The 22960-nt window shown below is 72.9% G+C and carries 24 protein-coding genes and 2 tRNA genes; 12 read left to right on the top strand and 14 right to left on the bottom strand.

Annotated features, from left to right (window positions below; genetic code table 11):
• The coding region (locus tag VIG76_RS13170) for a tyrosine-type recombinase/integrase (RefSeq protein ID WP_331954890.1) at window positions 1-1100 on the top strand (1100 nt) is incomplete at its 5' end.
• On the opposite strand, the gene VIG76_RS13165 is transcribed toward VIG76_RS13170, so the two are convergent.
• A tRNA-Glu gene (locus VIG76_RS13165) sits at window positions 1098-1170 on the bottom strand. The genes VIG76_RS13170 and VIG76_RS13165 overlap by 3 nt on opposite strands.
• Before the next feature lie 127 nt (window positions 1171-1297).
• On the opposite strand from VIG76_RS13165, the gene VIG76_RS13160 reads away from it, so the two are divergent.
• On the top strand, window positions 1298-1936 hold the full coding sequence (locus VIG76_RS13160; protein WP_331954888.1) for an MBL fold metallo-hydrolase: 639 nt from the start codon (window positions 1298-1300) through the stop codon (window positions 1934-1936).
• An 11-nt stretch (window positions 1937-1947) separates the two neighbouring features.
• Here VIG76_RS13160 and VIG76_RS13155 read toward each other — a convergent pair whose 3' ends face one another.
• From VIG76_RS13155 to VIG76_RS13140, 4 genes are read right to left on the bottom strand one after another with little or no spacing between them, the layout of a single operon-like run.
• Window positions 1948-2697: an ABC transporter ATP-binding protein gene (locus VIG76_RS13155; RefSeq protein WP_331954886.1), complete on the bottom strand. Its 750-nt coding sequence runs from the start codon at window positions 2695-2697 to the stop codon at window positions 1948-1950.
• Window positions 2694-3515: a molybdate ABC transporter permease subunit gene (modB, locus tag VIG76_RS13150; RefSeq protein WP_331954884.1), complete on the bottom strand. Its 822-nt coding sequence runs from the start codon at window positions 3513-3515 to the stop codon at window positions 2694-2696. The genes VIG76_RS13155 and modB overlap by 4 nt, the downstream gene beginning before the upstream one ends.
• Window positions 3512-4333, bottom strand: coding sequence for a molybdate ABC transporter substrate-binding protein (gene modA, locus VIG76_RS13145; RefSeq protein WP_331954882.1), 822 nt, complete (start codon window positions 4331-4333; stop codon window positions 3512-3514). Before modA ends, modB begins: the two co-directional genes overlap by 4 nt.
• Window positions 4330-4755 (bottom strand): TOBE domain-containing protein, encoded by a 426-nt coding sequence (locus VIG76_RS13140; protein WP_331954880.1) that lies wholly within the window; start codon window positions 4753-4755, stop codon window positions 4330-4332. The genes modA and VIG76_RS13140 overlap by 4 nt, the downstream gene beginning before the upstream one ends.
• Window positions 4756-4850: 95 nt before the next feature.
• Between VIG76_RS13140 and VIG76_RS13135 the strand changes: the two genes are divergently transcribed.
• Genes VIG76_RS13135 through VIG76_RS13120 form a run of 4 tightly spaced genes read left to right on the top strand, consistent with a single transcriptional unit; the run spans window position 4851 to window position 8638 of the window.
• Window positions 4851-5942 (top strand): ThiF family adenylyltransferase, encoded by a 1092-nt coding sequence (locus VIG76_RS13135; protein ID WP_331954878.1) that lies wholly within the window; start codon window positions 4851-4853, stop codon window positions 5940-5942.
• Between the two features lies 1 nt (window position 5943).
• Window positions 5944-7131: a molybdopterin molybdotransferase MoeA gene (locus tag VIG76_RS13130; RefSeq protein WP_331954876.1), complete on the top strand. Its 1188-nt coding sequence runs from the start codon at window positions 5944-5946 to the stop codon at window positions 7129-7131.
• Window positions 7132-7187: 56 nt separating this feature from the next.
• Complete coding sequence (gene moaCB, locus VIG76_RS13125) at window positions 7188-8222, top strand: bifunctional molybdenum cofactor biosynthesis protein MoaC/MoaB (RefSeq protein ID WP_331954874.1); 1035 nt, start codon at window positions 7188-7190, stop codon at window positions 8220-8222.
• Window positions 8219-8638 carry a molybdenum cofactor biosynthesis protein MoaE gene (locus VIG76_RS13120; protein ID WP_331954872.1) on the top strand — a complete coding sequence of 140 codons (420 nt, stop codon included), beginning with the start codon at window positions 8219-8221 and terminating at the stop codon, window positions 8636-8638. The genes moaCB and VIG76_RS13120 overlap by 4 nt, the downstream gene beginning before the upstream one ends.
• On the opposite strand, the gene VIG76_RS13115 is transcribed toward VIG76_RS13120, so the two are convergent.
• From VIG76_RS13115 to moaA, 3 genes are read right to left on the bottom strand one after another with little or no spacing between them, the layout of a single operon-like run.
• Window positions 8635-9390, bottom strand: a complete 756-nt coding sequence (locus tag VIG76_RS13115) for a methyltransferase domain-containing protein (protein ID WP_331954870.1) — start codon at window positions 9388-9390, stop codon at window positions 8635-8637. The two genes, VIG76_RS13120 and VIG76_RS13115, sit on opposite strands and share 4 nt — an antisense overlap.
• A 31-nt stretch (window positions 9391-9421) precedes the next feature.
• Entirely contained in the window at window positions 9422-9673 is a 252-nt protein-coding gene (locus VIG76_RS13110) for a MoaD/ThiS family protein (protein WP_331954868.1), read from the bottom strand.
• The gene (gene moaA / locus VIG76_RS13105; protein ID WP_331954866.1) at window positions 9666-10739 is read right to left on the bottom strand and encodes a GTP 3',8-cyclase MoaA; all 1074 of its coding nucleotides are present in this window, start codon (window positions 10737-10739) and stop codon (window positions 9666-9668) included. Before moaA ends, VIG76_RS13110 begins: the two co-directional genes overlap by 8 nt.
• 231 nt (window positions 10740-10970) lie before the next feature.
• Between moaA and VIG76_RS13100 the strand changes: the two genes are divergently transcribed.
• The 3 genes from VIG76_RS13100 (at window position 10971) to VIG76_RS13090 (ending at window position 14139) form a co-directional block, all read left to right on the top strand.
• Entirely contained in the window at window positions 10971-11570 is a 600-nt protein-coding gene (locus tag VIG76_RS13100) for a sulfite oxidase-like oxidoreductase (protein ID WP_331954864.1), read from the top strand.
• A 67-nt stretch (window positions 11571-11637) separates the two neighbouring features.
• A complete protein-coding gene (locus VIG76_RS13095) occupies window positions 11638-12285 on the top strand; it encodes an FAD-binding oxidoreductase (RefSeq protein WP_331954862.1) in 648 nt (215 codons plus the stop codon).
• Between the two features lie 117 nt (window positions 12286-12402).
• Window positions 12403-14139, top strand: coding sequence for an endonuclease/exonuclease/phosphatase family protein (locus VIG76_RS13090; protein ID WP_331954860.1), 1737 nt, complete (start codon window positions 12403-12405; stop codon window positions 14137-14139).
• A 49-nt stretch (window positions 14140-14188) separates the two neighbouring features.
• Here VIG76_RS13090 and acs read toward each other — a convergent pair whose 3' ends face one another.
• From acs to VIG76_RS13075, 3 genes are all read right to left on the bottom strand, one after another.
• Window positions 14189-16156: an acetate--CoA ligase gene (gene acs, locus VIG76_RS13085; protein ID WP_331954858.1), complete on the bottom strand. Its 1968-nt coding sequence runs from the start codon at window positions 16154-16156 to the stop codon at window positions 14189-14191.
• Between the two features lie 20 nt (window positions 16157-16176).
• Window positions 16177-16824, bottom strand: coding sequence for an acetate uptake transporter (locus VIG76_RS13080; RefSeq protein WP_331954856.1), 648 nt, complete (start codon window positions 16822-16824; stop codon window positions 16177-16179).
• Window positions 16825-16899: 75 nt separating this feature from the next.
• Complete coding sequence (locus tag VIG76_RS13075; RefSeq protein ID WP_331954892.1) at window positions 16900-17805, bottom strand: 5'-3' exonuclease; 906 nt, start codon at window positions 17803-17805, stop codon at window positions 16900-16902.
• A 109-nt stretch (window positions 17806-17914) separates the two neighbouring features.
• Here VIG76_RS13075 and VIG76_RS13070 point away from each other — a divergent pair, with 109 nt between their 5' ends.
• Entirely contained in the window at window positions 17915-18262 is a 348-nt protein-coding gene (locus VIG76_RS13070) for a putative quinol monooxygenase (RefSeq protein ID WP_331954854.1), read from the top strand.
• Between the two features lie 6 nt (window positions 18263-18268).
• On the opposite strand, the gene VIG76_RS13065 is transcribed toward VIG76_RS13070, so the two are convergent.
• From VIG76_RS13065 to VIG76_RS13055, 3 genes are all read right to left on the bottom strand, one after another.
• Window positions 18269-19936 carry an APC family permease gene (locus VIG76_RS13065; protein WP_331954852.1) on the bottom strand — a complete coding sequence of 556 codons (1668 nt, stop codon included), beginning with the start codon at window positions 19934-19936 and terminating at the stop codon, window positions 18269-18271.
• 113 nt (window positions 19937-20049) lie between these two features.
• Complete coding sequence (locus VIG76_RS13060) at window positions 20050-20949, bottom strand: NAD(P)-dependent oxidoreductase (protein ID WP_331954850.1); 900 nt, start codon at window positions 20947-20949, stop codon at window positions 20050-20052.
• Window positions 20950-21014: 65 nt separating this feature from the next.
• Window positions 21015-21086 (bottom strand) — tRNA-Gln (locus VIG76_RS13055).
• A 162-nt stretch (window positions 21087-21248) separates the two neighbouring features.
• Here VIG76_RS13055 and VIG76_RS13050 point away from each other — a divergent pair.
• Both VIG76_RS13050 and VIG76_RS13045 read left to right on the top strand, forming a co-directional pair.
• A complete protein-coding gene (locus tag VIG76_RS13050; RefSeq protein WP_331954848.1) occupies window positions 21249-21623 on the top strand; it encodes a YciI family protein in 375 nt (124 codons plus the stop codon).
• Window positions 21620-22816 (top strand): RNA polymerase sigma factor, encoded by a 1197-nt coding sequence (locus tag VIG76_RS13045; protein WP_331954846.1) that lies wholly within the window; start codon window positions 21620-21622, stop codon window positions 22814-22816. Before VIG76_RS13050 ends, VIG76_RS13045 begins: the two co-directional genes overlap by 4 nt.
• Window positions 22817-22960 lie beyond the last annotated feature (144 nt).

Raw genomic sequence — 22960 nt, 5'->3', positions numbered from 1 at the left:
GTGGGTTCCGTACGAAGAAGGATGCCGAGCTGTTCCTCGCGATCACCGAGGTGGCGATGGTGCAGGGCCGGTACGTCGCGCCCGAGAAGGCCCGAATCACTCTGTCGGAGTGGCTCGACACCTGGCTGGCTACACGCGTCGACATGCGGGCCTCGTCGCGCACCCGCGTCGTCGGCATCGTCGAGAAGTACGTCCGCCCGCAGCTCGGCGCCGTCCCGCTCGGCCGGATCACCCGGCTGCAGGCGCAGCAATGGGCATCCGGCCTGCCCGGATCTCCGCAGTCGGTGCGGAAAGCCGTGAACGTGCTCTCGGGAGCCCTGCAGCTCGCCGTCGACGACGGCCGACTTCCGGCCAACCCCGCACACCGACTGAAGCTGCCGCGGTCCGTGAAGACGTCGAAGCGGTACCTGACGCACGACGAGGTCGCGGCGCTCGCGCTGGCTGTCGGCGAGCAGCCCCTCGGCCGGGAGCTCGGCTACGACCTGATCGTCCTCGTGCTGGCCTACTGCGGGCTTCGCTGGGGCGAACTGGCCGGCCTCCGTGTCGGGGACATCGACCTAGTCACGCGTCGGTTGGTGGTGCGGCAGACGATGGTGATGGACAACGGACGGCCGCACGTCGAGGCGCCGAAGGACTACGAGCACCGCTCCATCGCGATCCCGCCGTTTTTGGCAACACTGCTGTTGCCACACCTCGCCGGCAAGGCACCCGCGGACCCCGTCTTCATCGGAGCTCGAACGGCGACCTATCTGCGGAACGCGGTCTTCCGGCACGGCTGGTTCAACCCTGCCGCTGCAGCGATCGGGCTGGACGGGCTGACACCGCACGAGCTCCGGCACACCGCGGCCAGCCTGGCCGTCGGATCGGGCGCGAACGTGAAGGCCGTGCAGCGGATGCTCGGGCACGCGTCCGCGGCCATGACCCTGGACACCTACACCGACCTCTTCGATGACGATCTAGAGGCCGTTGCCACGGCCCTCGATCACCGGGCGATGCAGACGGATGTTGCCAAACTGTTGCCACGGAGCGCGAAGCGACCCCCGCCACGAAGCCCAGGAACGAGAAAAACCCCCGGTCAGACCGGGGGTTTCAGCTCGTGACCCCAGCGGGATTTGAACCCGCGTTACCGCCGTGAGAGGGCGACGTCCTAGGCCGCTAAACGATGGGGCCGGACTGCTGCGGGCGCGCCGCAACGGACATCGAGTATGCCACATCCTCGGAGGCCAGGCGATTCGAGCGATCCCCCGAGCCGTCCACCGCGCAGCGGAAGGTCACCCCACGGGTGTTGGCTAGGCCCATGCGCATCACGAAGCTCGAGCACGCGGCCCTGCTCGTCGAGGAGGGCGGTCACCGCCTCGTCGTCGACCCGGGCAGCCTCACGAACCCGATCGTCGGCCTCGAGAACGTGCAGGTGATCGTCATCACCCACGAGCACGCCGACCACTGGACCGCCGAGCAGCTGCGGCGGATCCTCGAGATCAACCGCAACGTCGTCATCTTCGGGCCGGAGGGCGTCGCCAAGGCCGCCGAGGGCTTCGACGTCGTCGAGGTGCATCCCGGCGAGACGCACGACCACGGCGACTTCGTCCTCAAGTTCTTCGGCGGGCGGCACGCCGTCATCCATCCGTCGATCCCCGTCATCGACAACGTCGGGGTGCTCATCAACAACCGGCTGTACTACCCCGGCGACTCGTTCACGGTCCCGGAGAGCGTCGTGGTCGAGACGCTCGCCGCCCCCGCCGGAGCGCCCTGGATGAAGATCAGCGAGGCGATGGACTACGTCACCGCGGTCGCCCCGAAGCGAGCCTTCCCGACGCACGACGGCGTGCTCTCCGCCGCCGGCAAGGCGATCGCCAACGACCGGCTGAAGGCCGTCACCGAGGCAGGCGGCGGCCAGTGGTACCCGCTGCAGAGCGGCGACTTCCTCGACATCTGACGCCCGCCGCGTCAGGCGGTCGTCTCGTCGTCGAGGCGGCCGCCCGGCGCGAGCAGGCGGGAGACGACCGGATCCGCGGGGTCGCTCCGCAGCGCGGCGAGCGTGCCGCGCTGCAGCACCCGACCCGCGTCGAGCAGCGCGACCTCGTCGGCGAGCGCCTCCGCATCCGCGACGTCATGCGTGACGAGGATCGCGGAGCCGGGGAACGAGTCGAGCAGCGCGGCGATCGACGCGCGGAGGGCCGGCCGCAGCTCCGCATCGATCGCGGCGAGCGGCTCGTCGAGCAGCAGCAGCGCCGGCCGCCGGATCATCGTGCGCACGAGCGCGATCCGAGCCGCCTGACCGCCGGACACCTGCGACGGCCGACGCTGCGCGAGGGCGTCGAGCCCCTGCTCGGCGAGCGCGGCGTGGGCCTGCTCCCGGGCGTCGCCCCGGGTGGCGCCACCGGCGCGCAGCCCGAACGCCACGTTGTCGAGCACCGAGAGATGCGGGAACAGCGCCGGCTGCTGCTGCACCAGGCCGATCGAGCGGCGCTCCGGCGGGACGAAGCGGCGGTCGGCGTCGTCGAGCACGACCCCGTCGAGCGCGACGGATCCGCTCGTCAGCGCCGTGATGCCGGCGAGCGCCCCGAGGGCGGTCGACTTGCCCGCGCCGTTCCGGCCGACGACGGCGAGCACGGTCCCGGGGCGCACGGACAGGTCCGCGTCGAGCGCGAAGGCGCCGCGCTGCACGCCGAGCCGCGCGGAGAGGGCGCCGCTCACGGTCGGAGCCCCGTCAGCCACCGCTCGCGCAGCGTGACCAGCACGGCGATCGCGACGAGCACGAGCACCACCGCGATGGCGATGGCGGATCCCGGATCGTTCGTCAGCGCGATGTAGGCGGCGACCGGCAGCGTCTCGGTCACGCCGGGCAGGCTCCCCGCGAACGTGATCGTCGCCCCGAACTCGCCGAGCGCCCGCGCGAAGCTCAGCACCGCTCCGGCGGCGACGCCCGGCGCCGCGAGCGGCAGGACCACGCGGCTGAACGTCAGCCACGGCGACGCACCGAGGGTCGCCGAGGCGACGGCGAAGCGGGAGTCCACGCCGCGGAGCGCGCCCTCGACGCTGAGCACGAGGAACGGGAGGCCCACGAAGGTCTGCGCGATCACGACGGCGACGGTGGTGAACGGGATCGTGATGCCGAAGCCCGCGTAGAGCGCCTGCCCGAGCAGGCCGGTGCGGGACAGGAGCAGCAGCAACGCGATGCCGCCGACCACCGGCGGCAGCACGAGGGGGGTCGCGACGATCGCCCGGGTGACCCGGGTGAGGCCGCGCGGCCATCCGTCGGAGCCGGCGAGCACCGCCGCGAGCGGCACGCCGATCAGGATGCAGACGGCCGTGGACGCGAGCGCCGTGCCGATCGACAGGGCGAGCGCGGGCAGCACGACCGGCCCGGCGAGCAGCCCAGGGATCTCGGCCCACGGGGCGCGGACCAGGAGCGCGACGAGCGGCCCCGCGAGCAGCAGCAGCGCGATGCCGGCCGGAAGCAGCAGCGCGCGGGGCGTGCGTCCCGTCGTGCTCCGGGTCGTGCCGCTCCTCACTGCGGGGGCAGGAACCCGGCGGCCGCGAGATCCGGACCGCCGTGCTGGATCACGTACTCGGTGAAGGCCTTCGCGAGCGCCGGGTTCCTCGACGCGGACAGCGGCGCGATCGGGTAGGCGGTGATCGCCTCGGCCGCCTCGGGGAACGCGATGCCCTTCACCCTGTCGCCCGCGGCGAGCACGTCGGTGCGGTAGACGAGCCCCGCATCCGCGTCACCGGTCTCGACCTTCGTCAGCACGCTGGTCACGTCGGGCTCGTAGCTGTCGGGCTTCGCTCTCACCTTCGCAAGCGCGAACACCTGCTGCGCCGCGGCGCCGCAGGGCACCTGCGTGTCGCAGACCACGACGGTCTTCGCGGCGTCGCCGAAGTCCGCGAGCCCGGTGATGCCGCCCGGGTTGCTCGGCGGCACCGCGATCTCCAGCCGGTTCCGGGCGATCGTCACGGGCGCGGCCGCCTCGAGGTTCGCCGCGGTCACGGTCTTCATCGTCTTCGCGCTCGCCGCCGCGAACACGTCGACGGGGGCACCCGCGACGATCTGCGCGGCGAGCGCCGAGCTGCCGCCGAAGCTGAAGGTCACGGTCGTCCCCGGGTTCGCGGCCTCGAACGCGGTCGCGAGCTTCGGGAACACCGTGTTCAGCGAGGCCGCCGCGTCGACCGTGATCGACCCGTGCAGTGACGGGGTCGGGGATGCGGATGGGGCCGCCTGCGCGGCCCCAGGTGCCGCCGCCCTCGGCTCGGAGCACGCCGTGAGGGCGACGGCCGACGCGGTCAGCAGCATCGTCAGCGCGGCGATCCGCAGCGCGATCGATCCCCTCACCGGGACTCCCTGCGGATGTCGCTCTGCTCGATGACCATCGTGGTGGCCTTGACGGTCGCGGTGGCCAGCACCCCCGGCTCCAGGCCGAGCGCATCCGCGGCCTCGCGGCTCATCAGCGACACGAGGCGGAACGGGCCGGCCTGCAGGTCGACCTGCGCCATGACGCCGTCGCGGAGCACCCTCGTGACGATCCCCGGGATGCGGTTGCGGGCGGAGGAGGCGGTCCCGGCGGGGACGAGGCGGGCGAGCGGCGAATCGGCCGCGATCTCCGCGGCGAGCGAGGCGAGCTCGGCGCCGTCGACCGTCGCCCGCGCGCTGTCGCGGTGCACGGTGATGCGCCCGGCGTCGGCCCAGCGGCGCAGCGTGTCGTCGCTCACCCCGAGCAGCGCCGCCGCGTCGGCGACGCGGATCCGGTCGACCATGGTGTCTCCTTCCGCGGATACGGGGCCGACTGTACCGCCTCGCCGCGGATGCGGAGTCGGCAGACCTCATCGGCAACGGATGTCAGGATCGATCCGTGCCCGCCACGCCCACCGCCGACCGCTTCGCGCGGCAGGTGACGCTGCCCGGCTTCGGCCGTGCCGGGCAGGAGCGGCTCGCCGCCGCCCGCGTCGTGGTCGTCGGCGCCGGCGGCCTGGGCTCGGCGCTGCTGCCGGTGCTCGTCGCGACCGGCATCGGCACCGTGGTCGTCGTCGACGGCGACCAGGTCGAGGCCACGAACCTCCACCGGCAGACCCTGCACGGCGAGCGGGACCTGGGCCGCGACAAGGCCGCATCCGCCGTCGACACCCTGACCGCGATCGCAGCCGAGGGCACCACGCTGATCGCCGACGCCCGGTTCGTCGACGAGATCGTCGTCGGCGGCCTCGTGGCTGGTGCCGACCTCGTGATCGACGCCACCGACTCCCTCGAGCTTCGCTACCTCCTCGACGAGGCCACGGAGACGGCCGGCATCCCGCTCGTCTGGGGCTCCGCCACCGGCACGACGGGGCAGGTCGGCGTGAGCGTCCCCGGATCCGCCCGCTGGCGCGACCTCTTCCCCGCCCGCCCCGACGACGCCGACGTCCTCACCTGCGCGATCGGCGGGGTGCTGCCGAGCCTCTGCACCACGATCGGCGGCCTGATGGCCACCGAGGCGCTGAAGCTGCTCGTCGGCCTCGGCCGCCCGCTGGTCGGGCGGCTGCTCGTCGTCGACGCGCTGGCGCCGAGCGTGCGAGAGATCGTCTACGGCGCGGCGGACGCGACCGAACCCCAGGACCCGGCCGGGTCGGAACAGGAGTCAGGCATGACGGACGAGGCGGACGTGTCGGTGGAGGAGGTCGCGGCGCTGCTCGAGCGCGGCGACCAGGTGCAGCTGGTCGACGTGCGGGAGCCGTGGGAGGCGGAGATCGCGAGCCTGCCGGGCTCGATCCTCATCCCACTCGGATCCCTCGAGGCCCGGCTCGGCGAGCTCGACCCCGATGTGCCCGTCATCACCTACTGCCACGCCGGCGTGCGCAGCCAGGACGGCGCCGACCGGCTCCGGGCCGCGGGGTTCCGGGTGCGGTCGATGGCGGGTGGCATCAACCGCTGGAGCCGTCAGGTCGACCCGTCCGTCCCCCGCTACTGACGTGAGCCGCCGCAGCGTCGACGAGCACGCGGCGCACATCGCCGCGCTCGCCGGGCCGGCGCTGGCCGACCTCGGTGCCGAGCACGTGCCGCTCGCCTCGGCCCTCGGCCGCGTGCTGGCAGCCGACGTGCGCTCGCCGGTGCCGCTGCCGCCCTTCCGCAACTCCCAGATGGACGGCTGGGCGGCCCGTGCCGACGAGGTGGCGCATGCGCCCGTCGCGCTGCCGACGGCGGGGGTGCAGGCGGCGGGTCCCGCGGCGCCGCGCACGCTGCCGCTCGGCGCCGTGCTCAAGGTGATGACGGGGGCTCCCGTCCCCGAGGGCGCGGACTGCGTGATCCCGGTCGAGGACACGGATGCCGAGGGCGACCTCATCCGCATCCTGGTGCCGCGGCGGCGCGGGGAGTTCGTGCGGGAGGCGGGCAGCGACCTCGCCGCCGGCGCGGTCGTCGGCCCCACCGGGGCCGTGCTCACCCCGCGCCGGCTCGCGGCACTTGCTGCGAGCGGCATCGCCACCGTGGCGGTGCGGCGGAAGGTGCGCGTCGCGGTCCTCACGACCGGGGAGGAGGTCGTCGCGCCCGGGCGGCCGCTCGAGTTCGGGCAGGTCTACGACGCGAACGAGGCGGCGCTCGTGGCGCTGCTCGGGGAAGCCGGCGCCGAGTCGCTGCCCCCGGTCCGCACGCCCGACGACCCGGCCGCGTTCGCCGCGGCGCTCGACGCGGCGGTCGCCGCAGCGGACCTCGTGCTCACCTCCGGCGGCATCTCGCACGGCGACTTCGAGGTCGTGCGGCAGGTGCTCGAGCCGCGCGGCGCCGAGGTCGTCGAGATCGCGATGCAGCCGGGCGGACCCCAAGCCACGGCGCTGATCGACGGCGTGCCCGTCATCGGGTTCCCGGGCAACCCGGTCTCGACGCAGGTGTCGTTCACGGTGCTGGTGCGCCCGCTGCTCCGCGCGGCCGCAGGCCTTCCGCCGATCGAGGCCGCGACCGTCCCGCTCGCGGTCGCCCTCGACTCCCCCGCCGGCCGCCGGCAGTGGCTGCGGGGCCGGATCGAGCACGGCCGCGCCGTTCCCGTCGGCGGCCCGTCGTCGCACCTCGTGGCCACGATGGCCGATGCCGACGTGCTGCTCGATGTGCCGGCCGACACGACGCACCTCGAGGCCGGGGATCCGATCACGGCTCTCCCCCTCTGATCCGCGGCTCTGATCCGCGGCCCGATCGCCCCAGGCGCCGCTGCGAGAATGCGGGCATGACCGACGGGCCGCTCCCCCACCTCGACGCCGACGGCCGTGCCCGCATGGTGGACGTCGGGGCGAAAGCCGTCACGACGCGCACCGCGCTCGCCCGCGGGCGCCTCGAGACCACCCCCGAGGTCGTCGCGCTGCTCGTCGCGGACGGCCTGCCGAAGGCGGATGCGCTCGCGACCGCGCGCATCGCCGGCATCACCGGGGCGAAGCGCACGAGCGACCTGATCCCGCTCTGCCATCCGCTGCCGCTCGACGGGGTGACCGTCGACCTCGTGCCGGACGGGGACGGCGTCGTGATCGAGGCCCGCACGCGCACCAGCGGCAGGACGGGCGTCGAGATGGAGGCCCTCACGGCCGTCGCCGTCGCGGGGCTGACGCTGCACGACATGGTGAAGGCGGTCGACCCGCGCGCGACGCTCACCGGCGTGCAGCTCGTCGAGAAGACCGGCGGCAAGCGCGGGCACTGGACTCGCGATGCCGTGGAGGATCCGCGCGGCGAGGCGCCCGCCGCGGCGCCGCGTCCGGAACCGTCCGGCGGGGCGGTGCTCGTGGTCTCGACCGGCGCGGCCGCCGGCACCCGCGAGGACACGACCGGCGCCCGGCTCGTCGGCTGGCTCGAGGAGCAGGGCCTCGTCACGCCGCCGGCGCGCGTCGTCGCGGATGCGGACGTCGCCCGTGGCCTCCGCGAGTCGCTCGCGGCGCGCCCCGCCGTGCTGCTCACGACCGGCGGCACCGGGCCGAGCCCGACGGATGCGACGCCCGACGCCACCGCTCCCCTGCTCGACCGTCCGCTGCCCGGCGTCGCCGAGGCCATCCGCGCGCGGGCCGGCACGCCCACCGCCGCGCTCGGCCGTGGACTCGCCGGGATCACCGACGGGACGGTGATCGTGAACCTGCCCGGCTCCCCCGGCGGCGTCGACGACGGGCTCGCGGTGCTCGCGGACCTGCTGCCCCACCTGCTGCAGCAGCTGCGCGGGCGCGCCGACCACGCCCACGGCGTCCACCAGTCGCCGCCGCACCACGAGGGGCGCGGATGACCGCCCGCGTCGCCCTGGCCCGCGTCACCGGCGCGGTGCTCGACGCGGCCGAGATCGAGGCCGCGGTGCTCAGCGACGAGGACGGCGCGCTCGTCACCTTCCGTGGCGTCATCCGCGACCACGACGGCGGTCGCGACGTCGCCGGCCTCGACTACTCCGCGCATCCGGAGGCGGAGCGCTTCCTCGGCGAGGTCTGCGCGCGGATCGCCGAGCGCACCGGCCTCCCCATCGCGGCGGCACACCGCATCGGCACGCTCGGCATCGGCGACGTCGCACTCGTCGCCGCGGTCGCCGCCCCGCACCGGGCAGAGGCGTTCGCGGCGTGCAGCGACCTCGTCGACGCGATCAAGGCCGAGGTGCCGATCTGGAAGCGCCAGCACTTCCCGCAGGGCCCGTCGGAGTGGGTCGGGCTCTAGCCGGAGCGCCGGGCCTCGATGAGGTGCCGGGACGAGTGCGCGACGAACGGGCCCTCGCTTCGGAGCAGCGCGTCGAGGTCGCGGAGCCGGTCGCGGTAGCGCTCGACGGTGAAGTCGGGCACCCACCAGACGCACCGGCGCAGCGTCCACACGACGGCCCCGATGTCGAAGAACTCCATCCGGCAGCGCGCGATCCGCAGATCCGTGATCGTCAGCCCGTTCGCCTCGGCCTCCGCGACCTCCTGCCGCGAGTCGCGACCCTTCCGCTGCTCCGGCAGCGGCCCGAGGAAGAACTCGATCAGCTCGAAGGCGGATGCGGGGCCGACGTGCTGCGCGAAGTAGCACCCGCCGTGCTGCAGCACGCGGGCGATCTCCGCCCAGTCCGGCCGCACCGGATGCCGCGAGGTCACGAGCTCGAAGGCGCCGTCGGGGAACGGGAGCGGGGCGCCCTGCGGCGTCTCGACCACCTCGACGCCGCGCGGACCGAGGAGGGCGCGGGCCCGCTCGGCGTTCGGCGGCCACCCCTCGGTGACGACCATCCGCTCCGGCAGCACCGGCGCCGCGCCCACGACCTCGCCGCCGCCGGTGTCGATGTCGAGCGCCGACCGCACCTGCCCGAGCCGGTGCGCGAGCAGCCTCGCATAGCCCCAGGGCGGCCGCTCCTCGGTGGCGCGCCCCTCCAGCCAGCCGAAGTCCCAGCCGGTCACGTCCGACGCGTCGGCCTCGGCCACCAGGTCGTCGAAGTCCCGCATCGCTCCATCCTGCCGAAGCAGGCCGGACGTCCTATCCGCCGGCGAAGGGCGGCAGCACGTCGACGGCGCGACGAACCGGACGCTGCGGGTCGCGCGTCACGACGCCGTCGACGAGCAGCGACCCGACCTCGAGCACACGACGCATCGGCGCGCCGTAGCGCTCGGCGAGGAGGGCGCGGAGGGCGCCCGCGGTCGGTTCGACCTCGAGCACCTCCTCCTCGCGGCCGGCGGCCTCGGCCGCGGCGGCGAAGTAGCGGACGGTGACGGCGACCGGCTCAGCCACCGATGGCCCCCATGCTGCGCTTCGGGCGGTGGAAGTCGGCCTCGTCCATCCCGTGGCCGGCCTGCTTGCCCCACATCGCGGCGCGCCAGGCGTCCGCGATCGTCGCGTCGTCCGCGCCGCCGCGCAGCAGTGGCGCGAGCGGGGTCTCGTCGTCGCCGAAGAGGCAGGAGCGCACCGAGCCCTCGGCCGTGACGCGGGTGCGGTCGCACTCGGCGCAAAAGGAGCGGGTGACGGAGGCGATGAGCCCGACGGTGGCCGTCGCGGGCGCGGTCGCGCCACGGGACCGCACCCGCCACTCCTCGGCCGGCGCGTGCGGGTCGTCCCGGCCGACCTCCTCCAGCTCGAAGCGCCGGCCGAGCACGGCGAGCAGCTCCGCGGCGTCGACGAGCGACTCCCGGCTCCAGACGCCGTCGGCGTCGAGGGGCATCTGCTCGATGAAGCGCAGCTGCACACCGGCGTCGAGCGCCCAGGCGAGCAGGTCGGGGGCGTCGTCGAGGGTCTCGCGCATGAGCACGGCGTTGACCTTGAGCGGCGTGAGGCCGGCTTCGCGCGCGGCCTCGATGCCGGCGAGCACGGCCGGCAGGCGGTCGCGGCGGGTGAGTCGCGCGAAGTGCTCGCGGTCGACGGTGTCGAGGGAGATGTTCACGCGGGTCAGGCCGGCGTCGAGCAGCGCGGGGAGCCGCTTGTCGAGGCCGACGCCGTTGGTGGTGAGGGCCATCGGCAGCCCCGGCGCAGCGGCGCGCGTGGCCGCGAGGATCTCGGCGAGGTCGGCGCGCAGCAGCGGCTCGCCGCCGGTGAACCGCACCTCCCGCACGCCCAGGTCGCGGGCGCCGATGCCGACCAGGCGGCCGATCTCGGCAGGCGTGAGGAGCAGCGCTCGCGGGATCGCGGGCAGGCCCTCCTCGGGCATGCAGTAGGTGCACCGCAAGGAACACTTCTCGGTGACCGAGACGCGCAGGTCGGTGGCGACCCGGCCGAAGCGGTCGAGCAGATGCGGATCCGCGGGGCGGCCGGAGACGTCCGGCAGCGGCGACCGGCGAGGGATGCCGATGTTCACCGCGGTCATCGCCCCAGCCTGACACAGGCCCCGCAACGAAGGGTGCGAATCCCCTCCCCCACCCGTCCCCCACCACCGACCCCGACGGTTGCCACTTCTTGCGACCTTGAGGCGCCCAAGATCGCAAAGAGTGGCAACAGCCGGACCTTCGGGGCGCGGCGTGTGAAGCGGAGAGTCGATCGACCGATCCTCCGGCCCCCGTCCGTGCCACGATGGGAGCACTGGATCAAGGAGGCCCGAATGGCCGTCTTCTCACCCGGCTTCCGCGGCAGACGCCGCACCACCAACCCCGCGCTGCCCCCGGGGCAGTACGAGGAGCACGGCTTCCCGGTGCTCTCCGCCGGGATCACCCCGCGGATCCGCGAGGACGACTGGCGCTTCAGCCTGACCACCCTCGACGGCGAGAAGCGCGAGTGGACGTGGGCGGACATGCTGGCACTCGGTCCCGAGACGATCACCACCGACATCCACTGCGTGACGAGCTGGTCGAAGTTCGGCACATCGTGGCGGGGCGTATCCGTAGACAGGTTCCTCGACGCCGCAGGTGCCGATGCACCCTACGTGCTCGCCGGCTGCTACGGCGGTTACACCACCAACCTGCCGATGGAGGACCTCCGCGGCGGCAAGGCGTGGGTGGCGTTCGAGTACGACGGCGAGCCGCTGCGCCCCGAGCACGGCGGACCCGCGCGGCTGCTCGTGCCGCACCTGTACTTCTGGAAGAGCGCGAAGTGGGTGAACTCCCTCACGCTGCTCGAGCGCGACCGCGCCGGCTTCTGGGAGGAGCTCGGCTACCACATGCACGGCGACCCGTGGCGGGAGGAGCGCTATCGCAGCGCCTGACCCGAACCGCTGGGCCCTCGCCCGGGTCGCGGCGATCCGGCCCGAGACGCCGACGGCACGCACCCTCGTGCTCGACGCTCCGGACCTCGGGCCCACCGTCGCCGGGCAGCACATCGACATCCGCCTGACGGCCGAGGACGGCTACACGGCGCAGCGCTCCTACTCGCTCGCCTCCGGCACGGGAGCCGAGCGGATCGAGGTGACCGTCGAGCGGTTCGAGGACGGCGAGGTCTCCCCGTACCTCGTCGAGGACCTCGGCGTCGGCGACCCGCTCGAGGTACGCGGGCCGATCGGCGGCTGGTTCGTGTGGCGCCGCGAGCAGACCGAACCGGTGCAGCTCATCGGAGGCGGCTCCGGGATCGTGCCGCTGATGGCGATGATCCGCACCCACGAGGCGACGGCCAGCGCCGCGCCCTTCCGGCTGCTCTACGGCGTGCAGGATCCCACGCGGATCTACTACCGCGACGAGCTCGCCCGCCTGGCCGGGCCGGCGCTCGCCGTCGACCTCCGCTACTCCCGTCGGGCGCCCGCCGGGCTGCCCGTCGGACGGATCGGCGCGGCGGAGCTGGCGAGCACCACGATCCCATCGGCCGAGGCGCCGACGGTCTACGTGTGCGGCCCGACGGGCTTCGTCGAGGCGGTCGCGGACGGCCTGCTGGCGCTCGGCCACGCGCCCGAGCGCATCCGCACGGAGCGGTTCGGCCCGACCGGCTGACCTCGACGCGGCACGGCGGCAACGCGACACGCCGCATCGGCCCGCATTCTGGGGGAACCCGAGAGGACGCGTGCCCCGTACCGTGGGCAGTCGCATCCGTTCTGGGGGGAATCCGTCATGCGCCTTCACGTCACCCGTGCCGCTCGTCTTCGAGCCGAGCGCCGGCTCCGCCGCGCCGTCCGCGCCGCCGGCATCGCCGTCGCCGCCGTCGGACTCGTCGGGGCCTCCGCCCTCGCCGCGCTGCCCGCATCCGCGACCACCACGATGCCGATGCGCGCCGTCGGCGGCGACCGGCAGATCACGGCGGCGTGGAACCGGGTCCCAGGAGCGGCCGGCTACACGGTGCATTGGGGCCCCGGCACGTCCACCGCCCACTCGACTCATGCCACCGGCACCTGGATCCGGCTGAACGGGGTGACGAACGGCACCACCTATTCGCTGCGCGTGACTCCGGACGGGGTCGCCGGGACGTCGACGATGCGGGTGACAGCTCGACCCGTGCCCTACATCCCGACGTCGATCACCTCGGTCCGGGCGGTGCCCGCCGGCCCGGATCGGATCCGGGTCTCCTGGAAGGGGGGCACCCAGGCCCGATCGTTCTCGGTCATCTGGGGGTCGGACAGCATGCTGACGCGGAACCGCGGATGGACCTCGTGGTACCCCGCAGCGCTCCAGTCCTGGACCATCACCATTCCGAAGGCCAAGCACGACGTCCTCGGCGGAGGCAGCGGCAACGCCGTCTTCGTCAAGGTGGCGCTCACCAACTCGACGACCTCGAATCCCTCCCGTGGACTCGTCTTCAACGGTCCGGCGAGGTTCCGCCTGACGCCGTCCGGAACCTGGTCGTTCGCCGGCATGCCCACGGATACCGCACCGTCCACTCCGCTCTCCGTCGCCTCCTGGAACGTGCAGAGCCTGACGGCCTCATCGACGTTCACGGCGAAGGACCAGTGGGCGGCACGGAAGAGCCGCGTGGTCGCGAACATCGAGTCGCTGCATCCCGATCTCATCGGTCTCCAGGAGCTCACGACGGCCCGGATCGTTCCCGACTGCTTGAATCCGAGCGGCTCCTACCCCTGCGTCGAGCAGTACCAGACCTTGCAGACGGCGCTGGGGACGAAGTCCGCCGCAGTGTCCACCGTCTATCGCAACGCTCGGGAGGACGCGAACGCGTGGATGTACCAGCAGGCGTCGAAGTACGGCAACCTCGGGAGGTACGTCGACTCGGCGCTCTTCTACAACCCCGCCAAGCTCTCCGTGCTGCGTTCCGGCTTCCTCTCCCTCCGCGCCATTCCCGGCCTCCACTGGCCGTCCAGCCTGACGGACGAGGCGGGCATGTGGGCGCGGTTCCAGATCGTGGGCACCTCCACGACGTTCTACGCAGCCTCCATCCACATGCCGTCCGCCTCGGGCGCGACCATGGACGGATGGCGCAAGGCCGAAGCACTGAGCCTCGCGAAGTACATGGATTCCCTGGCCGGCGGCACCCCGATCGTGTTCGTCGGTGACTTCAACGCGAACGGAGCGATGGAACCGAACGCCGGCAGCCTGCAGCTGCGCAGCGACGGGTACATCGACGCCGGGGCCACCTCGAACCGCGGAGGCTACTGGTACAGCTCATCGAACGGTTCGAACGGGACCGACGGTCCTGACAGCGGCTATCCGATCCACGCGGTGAAGCACGCCCACCCGACGAGCCGTATCGACTACATCATGCTGAAGAACTCGCCCTTCACCTACGGCTACTGGAACGAGGTCCGCCTCGTCCCCGGAACGACGCGCTTCGACCCGAGGTACCAGGGGTCGGATCACAACCTTCAGCTGGCGCACATCGGCATCGCCGACCCCAGCTGAACCACGACGCCGGGATCCGAAGCCCCCTCGGATCCCGGCGCCGCCCTGATCAGTCCTCGGGCGGGGCGGTGGCCATCCCGTCGCGGATGGTGTCCATCACGGTGGTGTCGGCGAGCGTCGTGACGTCGCCCACCGGCCGGTGCTCCGCCACGTCGCGCAGCAGCCGGCGCATGATCTTGCCGGACCGCGTCTTCGGCAGCTCGGCGACGACCATGATCTGGCGCGGACGGGCGATCTTGCCGATCTGCTCCGCGACCCACTCGCGCAGCTCCTTCACCACGTCGGGGCCGCCGTCACCGGCCTCCCCGCGGAGGATCACGAACGCGACGACCGCCTGACCGGTGGTCTCGTCCGTCGCCCCGACGACGGCCGCCTCCGCGACCTTCGGGTTGGACACGAGCGCGGACTCAATCTCGGTGGTCGACAGCCGGTGGCCGGCGACGTTCATCACGTCGTCGACCCGGCCGAGCAGCCAGAGGTCGCCGTCGGCGTCCTTCTTCGCGCCGTCACCGGCGAAGTACTTGCCGGGGAACCGCGACCAGTAGGTGTCCTTGTAGCGCTCGTCGTCGCCCCAGATGGTGCGGAGCATCGAGGGCCACGGCTCGGTGAGCACGAGGTAGCCGCCGGATCCGTTCGGCACCGGGTTCCCGGAGTCGTCCACCACGTCGGCGGAGACGCCGGGCAGGGCGGTCATCGCCGCGCCGGGCTTGCCCGCGGTGATGCCGGGCAGCGGGCTGATCATGATCGCACCGGTCTCGGTCTGCCACCACGTGTCGACGACCGGGGTGCGGTCGCCGCCGATGGTGCGCCGGTACCAGACGTACGCCTCGGGGTTGATGGGCTCCCCGACGCTGCCGATCAGTCGCAGGGAGGACAGGTCGTGCTTGTCCGCGAAGGCCGCTCCCCACTTCATATGGGTGCGGATCGCGGTCGGCGCGCAGTAGAGCGTCGTCACCTTGTACTTCTCGACGATGTCCCACCACCGGTCCTTGTCCGGGAAGTCGGGCGTGCCCTCGTAGAGCACGCTGGTCGTGCCGTTGGCGAGGGGCCCGTACACGATGTACGAGTGGCCGGTGACCCAGCCGATGTCCGCCGCCGTCCAGTAGACGTCCGTCTCCGGCTTCAAGTCGAAGACCTCGTACTGGGTCCACGCGCAGCCCGCCAGGTAGCCGGCGGAGGTGTGCAGGATGCCCTTCGGCTTGCCCGTCGTGCCCGAGGTGTACATGACGTAGAGCGGATGCTCCGCCGGGAACGCCTGCGGCTCATGGGTGCTGGACGCCTGCGCCGCGGTGTCGTGCCACCAGTGGTCGCGGCCCTCCGCCCAGGCGACGTCGTTGCCGGTGCGCCGCACCACGAGCACCGCCGAGACGTCGGGGCACTGCTTCAGCGCCTCGTCGACGGCGGGCTTCAGCGGGGCGACCGCGCCGCGCCGCCATCCGCCGTCCGCGGTGATCACGACATGGGCGTCGCAGTCGAGGATCCGGGTCGCGAGCGCCTCGGCGGAGAACCCGCCGAACACGACGGTGTGCGGGGCGCCGAGGCGAGCGCAGGCGAGCATCGCCACGACCGTCTCGGGGATCATCGGCATGTAGATCGCGACGCGGTCGCCGGCCTGCACGCCGAGGTCGGTCAGCGCGTTCGCGGCCCGGCAGACCTCCTCCGTGAGCTCCCGGTAGGTGATGGTGCGCGTGTCGCCGGGCTCGCCCTCGAAGTGGAACGCCACGCGGTCGCCGAGCCCCGCCTCGACGTGCCGGTCGAGGCAGTTCACCGCGACGTTCAGCCTCCCGTCCGCGAACCACCTCGCGAACGGCGCGTTCGACCAGTCGAGCACCTGGGTGAACGGCTCGGCCCAGGTGAGCCGACGGGCCTTGTCGGCCCAGAACGCGAGCCGGTCCGCATCCGCCTCGGCGTAGACCGACGCGTCGACGTTCGCGTTCGCGGCGAACTCCGCGGAGGGCGGGAAGCGGCGGTCCTCCGTGGACAGGTTGTCGAGGGTCGGTGTGACGGTGTCGCTCATTCAGCGGTTCCTTCCGAAGGTCAGGCGCGGGGGAAGACGGGGAGCACGACCCGCTTGAAGGTGCTGTTCGTGACGCCCGCGAAGGAGGTGTACCACGCGAGCAGGGCGGTGATGATGCCGAGCCAACCGCCGAGGTGCGACAGCCCCTCCGCGTTCGCGGCGGCGCCGATGCCGAGCGCGAAGAACGTCAGGGTCAGGAACGCGAAGACCGCGATGAGGGCCAGGTTCGTCTTCAAGGCGGCGACGGTCATGTAGAGCGTGAAGATCCCGAAGGCGATGAGGAAGATCCCCACGCCCTGCGCGCCGGCACCCTTGTCGCCACCGGTGGAGGCGAGGTACCAGAACGCCAGCCAGAAGCCGCCGTAGGTGCAGAAGGCGGTCGCCCCGAAGGTGTTCTTGTTCGCGAACTCCCAGATGCCGGCGATGATCTGGCCGAGGCCGCCGTAGAACGCGGCGAGGCCGAGAACCGCGACTCCCGCCCCCGGGATGAGGCCGGTGTTCGCGAAGCTCAGCACGAAGGTGGTGAGTGCGAACGCGGCGAGGCCCAGCGGCCCCGGGTCCGCGAAGGGGGCCACGACGGGCGTGGCGTTCTCGGCGGGCGTTCCTTGCGGGACGACCGTCGGGCTGCCGCTGCGGGTGGGACGGGACGTGGCTCGGGCCGACGACATTGCAGTCTCCTTCACGCGGGGAGCGCCATCGCTCCCTCGACGGGCCGGATCCTACGCTTGCATCCCTGAAATCTTTCACGTCTGGTATGGACTTCTCAGCGCGGCGAGCACGCGCTCCGCGGAGCCGCGGAGGCCCCACTGCTCGGCCAGCCGGGCGAAGGCATCGGCGTCGAGCGCGCGGCCCAGGGTGCCGTCCACGGCGGGCAGGTCGAGGTCGCGGACGACCGCGACGACGGGCCGCGCTCGCTCGAGGTACTCGGCGCCGGCGCGCAGCTTCGCTCGCACCGAGGCGGACAACGGGATCGACGGATCCTTTACCGCCGCCAGCAGCGCATCGAGGTCGCCGAACTCGCGGAGCAGCCCGGATGCGGTCTTCTCGCCGATGCCGGCGACGCCCGGCAGCCCGTCGGAGCTGTCCCCGCGGAGCGCGGCGTAGTCCGCGTACTGCGCCGCGGCGATGCCGTACTTGCCGCGGAGCACCTCGTCGGTCACCACCTCCAGCTTGCTCATCCCCCGCACGGTCGAGAGCACGCGGACGTCGCGCGCGTCGTCGATCACCTGGAAGAGGTCCCGGTCGCCGGTCACGACGTCGACCGGCCGCTCGGCCGTGGCGGCGAGGGTGCCGATCACGTCGTCGGCCTCGTGGTCCGGCGCACCGACGATGGGGATGCCGAGGGCCGTGAGCACGGCACCGATCACCGGCACCTGCCGCGTCAGCGCATCCGGGACGGTCTCGGTCTCGGAACCCGCCTCCGCGACGCGGTGGGCCTTGTAGGACGGCACGAGGTCCACGCGCCACTGCGGGCGCCAGTCGTCGTCCCAGCAGGCGACGAGGGCGGCGGGCCGGAAGTCGGTGACGAGCCGCGCGATCATGTCGAGCAGGCCGCGGACCGCGTTCACCGGGGTGCCGTCCGGCGCCGTGATGGTCTCGGGCAGGGCGAAGAACGCGCGGAAGTAGAGCGCCGCCGTGTCGAGCAGCATCAGGCGGTCGTCGCTCACCGGCTCAGTGTGGCGCGGCGGACGCCCGCTCGCATCCCGGCCCGTCCCCGGCCGGGCGCGTACGGTCGCTCGCGAGCGGAGGGACGCATCCATGGCACTGCTCGGCATCGCGCACTTCACCTTCCACGAGGGAGGGGCGGACGACTTCAAGCGGCTCTCGCAGCGCTGCATGGAGATCGTCCAGGACCGGGACACCGGCACCCTCCGGTACGAGATCTTCCTGACGGCGGACGAGTCCGCCGCGGTCGTCATCGAGGAGTACGTCGACGCGGTCGCGCTGATGGAGCACGGCGATCACCTCGGCGAGGAGCTGTCCACCGCGATCCTCGCGACCGGCGAGGTGCACGGCGAGCTCCTCGGCGACCTCGACCCGGGCGTCCGCGCCCGGTTCGACGGCAGCCCGGTGCGCACGTTCGTGCCGTTCCTCGCGCGGCGATAGGCGCCGTCAGCGGGCGGAGGCCTCGTCCTCCTGCAGGACGCTGCCCTCACGGGCGTCGACCTGCTGCCCGCGCAGCTCCTCCACGAGCTCCGGACGGGCCCGCATGTAGCTCGTGCCCGAGCGGGTGCCCCAGATGTACAGGGCGGCCGCGATCACGGCGAGCACGACCGAGTCCCACGGGGACGTGATCAGGTGCAGGCCGCCGAAGCTGCCGATCGCCCCCATCACGTACTCGACGACGAGGTAGACGACGAGCCAGATGCCGCCGACGAGCTCGCCGACGCCGTGATGCTGGAGCACGTAGGTGACGGCGTACCAGATCAGCCCGACGACGACGATCGGGATCGTGAGCACGAGCTCCTTCCACGGCACCCAGTAGATGACGAGGGCGCTCACGATGAACGCGAACGGCGCGATCACGTACATCCCCGGCAGGCGCGCGGCCCGTTCGCTGAGGCCCGACCGGCGGAAGGCGATGACCGACACCGAGCCGATCGAGAAGGTGAACGCGATCAGCGTGCCGGTCACCCCGATGATCTGGTGCCAGCTCGGCAGCGGCAGCAGGAAGAGGATCCCGACGACGAAGTTCAGCAGCAGCGCCCGCCGCGGCACGCCGGAGCCCTGGTGCACCTTCGCGAGCCATTTCGGGAAGAAGCGGTTCTTCGCGAGCCCGAACACGTTGCGGGCGTTCGAGGCCGTGAAGACGATGCCGGAGCCGGACGGGGAGACCATCGAGTCGGCGATGAGGATCCAGTACAGCCACGTCATCCCCAGCAGCATCGCGAGCTGCGCGAACGGGGAGTCGAAGTTGACCCCGCCCCAGCCCTTGCCGAGCAGGTGCTGCGGCACCCCGAAGATGAACGCGAGCTGCAGCAGCAGGTAGAGCACGATCGCCCCGAGGATCGTCGTGATGAGCGACGCCGGGATGTTCCGCCGCGGGTTCGTCACCTCACCCGAGAGCTCGACGATGTTGCGGAACCCGGTGTAGGCGAACACCATGCCCGCCGTCGCGATGGTGCCGAGGGCGGCGCCGATGCCGTAGGGCGCGAATCCGCCGCCCGCCCCGAGGTTGCCCGTGCCGCCGGCGCCGCCGCTGCGGGTGAACCCGCTCGCGAACAGCATGATGATCGTGAGGGTCGGGATGAAGATCTTCACCGCGGTCACGACGTTGTTGCTGCGCGCGAAGAACTGCACACCGAAGTAGTTGACGAGCACGAAGAGCGCCATGAGGGCGATCGCGACGAGGATGCCGGCGAACGTGAGCTGGTTCTTCTCGAACAGGCCGGGGATGTAGGAGCTCGCGTACTGCACGACGCCGGAGGCCTCCGTGGGCGGGTTCGCCACGTAGGTGACCCACATGCTCCAGCCCACGATGCTCGCGGCGAAGCGGCCGTTCGAGTACAGCGGATAGCGGACCAGACCGCCGGACTCGGGGTGGACCATCCCGAGCTCGGCGAACACCAGCGCGACGGCGAGCATGACCGCGCCGCCGATCACCCAGGCGATGAGCGACGCCGGCCCCGCGGTCTGCGCCGCGTACATGGCCGAGAAGAGCCAGCCCGACCCGATGACGCTGCCGATGCCGGTCGCCACCAGGGACCAGTAGCCGAGGCGCTGCTTGAGGTGGCTGTCCTCACTCCTGGCCGATGCCTGGGAGGTCGCTGCATTGCTCATAAAACGTTCCTACCGGAGCGATCGGAGGAACTTCTGCAAGAACCATGCAGGACGGTCGGGCATCCACCCCGAACTCGACGGTGCGGGAACGCGTCGCGGGCCGGGCGGCGGGATCAGGACGCCGGGCGCTCCGGTGCCACCACGCGGATCACCGCGGAGTCGTCGGCAGCCGCGAGTCCCTGGGCCTGCCCGAGCAGGAAGAGCTGCTCGGCGGCCGCAGCGACCGGGGTCGCGAGCCCGTGCGCGCGCGCCGCGTCTGCCACGATGCCGAGGTCCTTCACGAAGATGTCGAGCCGGCTCAGCACCTCGGCGCCGTCCTCGTCGTACGCCTCGAGCATCCGCGGGCCGCGGTTGCCGAGCATGAACGAGGCGGCGGCGCCCTGGTTCAGCGCCTCGAGGGCGGCACCGCGGTCGAGGCCGAGCGCATCCGCGAGCGCGAGCGCCTCGGCGGCCGCCGCGATGTGCACACCGCAGAGCAGCTGGTTCACGGTCTTCAGCGCCTGGCCGTCGCCCGGGTGCGCGCCGACGGTCGTCACGGTCGAACCGAGCCGCTCGAGCACGGGCCGCACGCGGCCGACGGGATCCGGCTCGCCGCCGACGAGGATGAGCAGATCGCCCTCTCGGGCACGCACGGGGCCGCCGGACAGCGGTGCGTCCACGAGCCGGACGCCCAGCTCCGCCAGCGCGGCCGCCGTGGCCCGCACCGCATCGACGCCGACCGTGCTGGTCAGCAGCACCACCGCGCCGTCACGGAGCACCGCCGCGACGCCCGCTTCGCCGAGCAGCGCGTCCTGCAGCTGGGAGCCGTTCCGGACCGCGAGCAGCACGACGTCCGCATCCGCGACGGCGTCCTGCGCCGAGTCGTGCACGGTCAGCCCCTGGCCTGCGCCGAGCGCCCGCCGTTCGGCGCTCGCGTCGAACCCGATGACGGGGTGCGTCTCGGCGAGGCGGAGCGCCATCGGCAGCCCCATGGCGCCGAGGCCGAGCACGGCGACGGAGAGCGATGCGGTCACGTTCCCGGCCTCCTGAGCGACGTCGATGCCGTCCTGCCGAGGCCCCGTGATCTCGAGGATTCCTGCTGGGGTACCTGGACTCGAACCAAGAACAACTGAACCAGAATCAGCCGTGTTGCCAATTACACCATACCCCAATGCACCGGCCTGAGGCCTGGCGCTGGTGGCCCTGCGGCCGGTCAGAGACTCTACCAGTCGCAGAGGGCTGTTCTCCCCGGACCGCGGTGTCGATCCGACAGGTGCTCGATCGTCCTCCTGGTGAGAGGGTCGGACGGACCGGCCCGAGTCAGGAGGACACCATGCGCTACACGCTGCTGCTGCACTACCCGGAGGCCGATGAGCAGTCGATCGGGCGGGAGGCGATCGAGGCCGGCATGGCCGCGTTCGCGTCCTACGCCGAGGCGCTGGACGCCGCGGGCGTGCTGCGATCCGCCGAGGTGCTGCAGCCGTCGTCGGCCTCGACCACGGTGTCGACCCGCGACGGCGAGCTGCGCATCCAGGACGGCCCGTTCGCGGACACGAAGGACCAGCTCGGTGGCACGTTCGTGATCGACGTGCCGGACCTCGACGCCGCGCTCGACTGGGCGGGCAGGGCGCCGAGCGCGACCTGGGGCGCCGTCGAGGTGCGTCCGTCCGCCGTGCGGTTCGTCGACGGGAGCTGGCGGCCGGCGTGACGGATGCGGGCGAGGTCGCGGAGGCGGTCGATGCGGCGGCGAGGCGTTCGTACGGACGGCTGGTCGCCGCCCTGGCGGCGCCCACCCGCGACCTCGCGCTCGCCGAGGACGCCCTGGCGTTCGCGTTCGAGCGCGCCCTCGAGCTGTGGCCCGGCGCCGGCGTGCCGGCGAGCCCCGAGGGGTGGCTCATGACCGTCGGACGGCACCGGATCACCGACGTGCTCCGCTCCGCGGCCCACCGCACCTCCGTGGTGCTCGACGAGGCACGGGACGCGCCCGCTCCCCCGCCCGAGCCGGATCCGTTCCCGGACCGGCTGCTCGCGCTGCTGTTCGTGTGCGCGCATCCGGCGATCGAGCCCGGGATCCGCACGCCGCTCATGCTGCAGTCCGTGCTGGGGGTGGAGGCGCGGGCGATCGCCGCGGCGTTCGCGGTGCCGGCGCCGGCGATGGCGCAGCGGCTCGTGCGCGCGAAGCGGCGCATCCGCGATGCCGGGATCGCGTTCGAGGTGCCGGACCGGTCGCGCTGGAGCGAACGGCTGCCGCCGGTGCTCGAGGCGGTCTACGGCGCCTACGCGATCGCCCGGTCGGGGTCGGCCGGGCCGGACCTGCGCGAGGAGGCGCTGCACCTCGGCCGGCTGCTCGCCGATCTGCTGCCGGACGAGCCCGAGGTGCTCGGCCTCGCCGCGCTGCTGCACCTGGCGGCGGCCAGGGACGACCCCGGCCGCACCGTGTTCGTGCCGCTCGACGAGCAGGACCCGGCGACGTGGGATCGGGCGCTCCTGGCACGGGGCGAGGAGTACCTCCACCGCGCCGCCGCGCACGGCCGTCCCGGCCGGTTCCAGCTCGAGGCGGCGATCCAGTCCGCGCACGGCGCCCGTGCGATCACCGGCGAGGTGGACCGCGAGGCGATCCGCCGGCTGTCCGCCGCGCTGGTGCGTGTGGCGCCGACCCTCGGCGCCCGCGTCGCCCACGCGGTCGCCGTGGCCCGCGTGGATGGGCCGGCCGCCGGCCTCGCGGTGCTCGACGATGTGGCCGGGGCGGACGCGTTCCAGCCCGCGTGGGCGGCGCGCGCCGCCCTGCTCGCCGCGGCCGGCTGCGAGGCCGAGGCGGACCGTGCCCGGCAGCGGGCGCTCGAGCTGACCGTCGATCCGCTCGAACGTGAGCACCTCGCGACGCGGATGCCGCGGATCTAACGCTTCGGCCGCGCGGGGCGCTCGAGCACCGTGCCGGTCGCGGCGGCCGCCCGGCGGACGAGGCGGGGCCGCAGGACGAGGAGCGCCAGCGCGATCGCGACCAGCGACGCGGTGAAGACGATCGCGCCCGCCCAGCTGCCGTCG

The sequence above is a fragment of the Amnibacterium sp. genome (assembly GCF_036559085.1).
Lineage (GTDB): Bacteria > Actinomycetota > Actinomycetes > Actinomycetales > Microbacteriaceae > Amnibacterium.
The sequence above is the reverse complement of the archived record's forward strand: the minus strand, read 5'-3'. Positions and strand labels throughout refer to the sequence as shown.